3 protein-coding genes are annotated in these 3,571 nt (G+C 63.1%); all 3 read right to left on the bottom strand.

What is annotated here, in order from left to right:
• Positions 1-204: 204 nt before the first annotated feature.
• The 3 genes from AC4FAH_RS12340 to AC4FAH_RS12330 are packed head-to-tail and all read right to left on the bottom strand — an operon-like array spanning position 205 to position 3,139.
• Entirely contained in the window at positions 205-1,593 is a 1,389-nt protein-coding gene (locus AC4FAH_RS12340; RefSeq protein ID WP_043335534.1) for an NAD(P)(+) transhydrogenase (Re/Si-specific) subunit beta, read from the bottom strand.
• Complete coding sequence (locus tag AC4FAH_RS12335) at positions 1,593-1,925, bottom strand: NAD(P) transhydrogenase subunit alpha part 2 (RefSeq protein WP_043335532.1); 333 nt, start codon at positions 1,923-1,925, stop codon at positions 1,593-1,595. The genes AC4FAH_RS12340 and AC4FAH_RS12335 overlap by 1 nt, the downstream gene beginning before the upstream one ends.
• The gene (locus AC4FAH_RS12330; protein WP_490246113.1) at positions 1,922-3,139 is read right to left on the bottom strand and encodes an NAD(P) transhydrogenase subunit alpha; all 1,218 of its coding nucleotides are present in this window, start codon (positions 3,137-3,139) and stop codon (positions 1,922-1,924) included. The genes AC4FAH_RS12335 and AC4FAH_RS12330 overlap by 4 nt, the downstream gene beginning before the upstream one ends.
• Between the last annotated feature and the right edge of the window lie 432 nt (positions 3,140-3,571).

Below are 3,571 nucleotides of genomic sequence, written 5' to 3'. Positions count from 1 at the left end.
GCGCCTGAGTGACGCGCCTGCCACGCGCGCCTCGCAAGCAATCGACCGGCATGCACCATCGATACGCATGAACTCTCGATATGCATGAATTCTCGATATGCATAAAAAACCGGCAATTCCTGCCCCCTGAGGCGCAGAAATTGCCGGTCTGTTCAGCACTGGCGTGATGGCGGCAGACTTGCCCCATCACGCCGAGGCGTCAGATCACAGCGTCTTGAGGGCCGTGATCATGTCGCCGACCACCTTCTGACCATCGCCATACACCATGCGTGTGTGGTCAAGATAGAACAGGTGGTTCTCGACACCGGAGAAGCCGGAACCCTGACCGCGCTTGATCACCAGCACGTTGCGTGACTGGTCGGCGTTGAGGATCGGCATGCCGTACAGCGGGCTTGAGGCGTCGTTCTTGGCGACCGGATTGACCACGTCATTGGCACCGATGACCAGCGTGACGTCGGTGGTCTCGAAGTCGTTGTTGATCTCGTCCAGGTCCGCGATCATGTCGTAGGGCACGCCGGCTTCCGCCAGCAGCACGTTCATGTGACCCGGCATGCGACCGGCGACCGGGTGGATCGCAAAGCGCACTTCGACGCCACGCTCACCCAGCAGCTCGACCATCTCCCAGACCTTGTGCTGTGCCTGTGCCACCGCCATGCCGTAGCCCGGCACGATGATGACGCGCTCGGCGAAGGCCAGCTGCACGGCGGCGTCCATCGGATCGGAAGCCTTCATGCTGCCCTCGATCTCGCCCTGCTCGACACCTGATGCGCCACCGAACTGCTTGAACAGCACGTTGCGGATCGGGCGATTCATGGCCTTGGCCATCAGCTGGGTCAGCAGCGTACCGGCCGCCCCGACGACAGTACCGGCGATGATCATCGCGGCATTGCCGAGCACGAAGCCTTCCATTGCCACCGCAAGGCCGGTCAGCGCATTGAACAGCGAGATGATCACCGGCATGTCAGCGCCACCGATGGGCAGTGCCAGCATCGCGCCGAACAGCAACGCGAGCGCGAAGAACACCAGCACCAGCGAGCTTGATGGTTCCACCGCCGCGATCACGACGCCCAGATAGACCGTCAGGCCCAGCACGATCATGTTGATCAGCTGCTGACTCGGGAAGTTGAACGCCTTCTTGAGACGCCCGTCCAGCTTGGCCCAGGCCACGATGGAACCGGAGAAGGCCACCGCACCGATCATCGCCCCGAGCACGCCCAGCCACAGCGCCAGCGAGCCGTGCTGCTCGATCAGTGCCGGGTTGTCGCTCATGCGCATCAGCTCGACCGCGGCGATCGCCGCTGCCGCACCGCCGCCCATGCCGTTGTAGATGGCGATCATCTGCGGCATGTCGGTCATCTCGACCTTGTTGCCGGAGTACCAGGCGATACCACCACCGATCACGATGGCCAGCAGCATCAGGCCATAACGGCCATCAATCTGCGGATGCAGGAAGGTGAGCAGCGTAGCCACGACCATCGCGATACCGGCCCAATGGATGCCGCTGCGTGCCGTGGAAGGATGTGACATGCGCTTTAGGCCGAGGATGAAGACCACCGCCGCCGCGAAATACCCTGTTTCGACCAGCCAGTTCATCAGCGAGCCTCCTTGTCGTTGATGCCATTGGCAGCGTCTGTGCCCTTGCTGCGATCACTGGTCTTGAACATTTCCAGCATGCGCTCGGTGACCACATAACCGCCGACCGCGTTGCCGGCGCCCAGCAGCACGGCGATGAAGCCGATGAACTGCTGCATGCCGGTCTCGGCCTGACCGAGGGCGATCATCGCCCCGACCAGCACGATGCCGTGGATGAAGTTGGAACCGGACATCAGTGGCGTGTGCAGAATCACCGGCACGCGCGAGATGACCTCGTAGCCGACGAAGGCCGCCAGCATCAGGATGTATACGGCAGAAAGTCCTTCGATCATGCGGCGTCCTCCGCGCGAGCGCGTACGTCATCGTGGGTGATGCGGCCGCCTTCGGTCAGACGCATCGGGCCGAGCACCGCATCCTCGAAGTCCAGCGTCAGTTCGCCGTCCTTCATGAAGGGGGTCAGCAGGTTGAAGAGGTTCTTGGCGTACATCTCGCTGGCATTGACCGCCAGGCTCGAGGCCATGTCCAGCGGGCCGAGTACCGTGACGCCGGCGTGCTCGACACGCTTGCCGGGCTCGGTCAGTTCACAGTTGCCACCGCCTTCGGCGGCGAGATCGACCAGCACGGCGCCGGGCTTCATGCCCTCGACCATCTCGCGGCTGATGATACGCGGCGACGGACGTCCCGGAATCGCGGCGGTGGAGATCACCACATGCGCATCGCCCATGTGACGTGCCAGCGCATCGGCCTGCTGGGCGCGCTCGTCATCGGTCAGCTCGCGGGCGTAGCCGCCCTCGCCGGAGGCATCGACGCCGGTATCGATCATCTTGGCGCCCAGCGATTCGACCTGCTCACGCGCGGCAGCACGGATGTCATAGGCCCACACCTGGGCGCCGAGACGCTTGGCGGTCGCGATGGCCTGCAGGCCCGCGACGCCGGCACCGACCACCACGACACGCGCCGGACGCACGGTCCCGGCGGCAGTCGTCAGCATCGGGAAGAACACCGAGGACTCATTGGCCGCCAGCAGCGCGGCGTGATAGCCCGCGACACCCGCCTGCGAGGACAGGGCGTCCATGCTCTGGGCGCGCGAGATACGCGGCACGAATTCCATGCACAGGCTGGTCAACCCCTGGCTGGCAAGCTTGCTGATCAGCTGCGGGTTCTGGTACGGCGTCATCAATGCCACCACCACCGCGCCTTCACGCAACTCGCTGATCTGTGACTCGCTGGGCGTACGCACGCACAGCACGAGATCCGCCGCGGCACGCGCCGCCGCGATATCGGCCTCGGCGACGACCGCCACCCCGGCCTGGGCGGCGTAGGCCGCATCGTCGAAGTGTGCATGACGTCCGGCACCGCTCTCCACGTGCACGATGGCGTCGCTGGTGTCATTGACGCTGCTGTCGAGGTGACGCGCGAGCTTGCCGGCCGTCACCGGGTCCAGCGCGACGCGGCATTCCCCGCGCGCCAGTGTGCTGCTCACGCCCTCGTCGGGTGTCACCAGGTCCGGTGCACGCATCTCGCGCACGACTAGAATATTCAGCATCGCGCACCTCGTTTCACGTCCGTGTTCATGCCTGAGGCTGCCAGCCTTGAAAGGTTCATGGCGTCGTTCCTGTTGAGCGCTGATTCGCGCCATCCTGCCTGCCGGAGGCGCTTTCAGCGACGTTATTGCCTGTCACAGGTGAGACTTGCCTGAATCGCAAGCCGTGACTCACGCATGGCCAGAAGGCCTGACATCACCCGCGACACGATGAGTGTCCAGCATCAGTCTTTTCTTGTCGGTGCATCAGGGTCAAGCGCTGCATTGCAAAAAAAGCAATAAAATCAAGCATAAAGCTATCGTTATGGCAGCCATAACAGCTGCCTTATGCTGACAGGCGCCTTGCGACACTACCAAGTGACTGATTTGCAATGAGTTTACAAAAGGCACCCCACCAAGAATAGCTCAGCTTTGTGTTATGCATCGCATAATCTC

Source organism: Cobetia sp., assembly GCF_983723665.1.
Note: the sequence above shows the minus strand (reverse complement) of the source record. Positions and strands in the feature narration are given on the sequence as shown.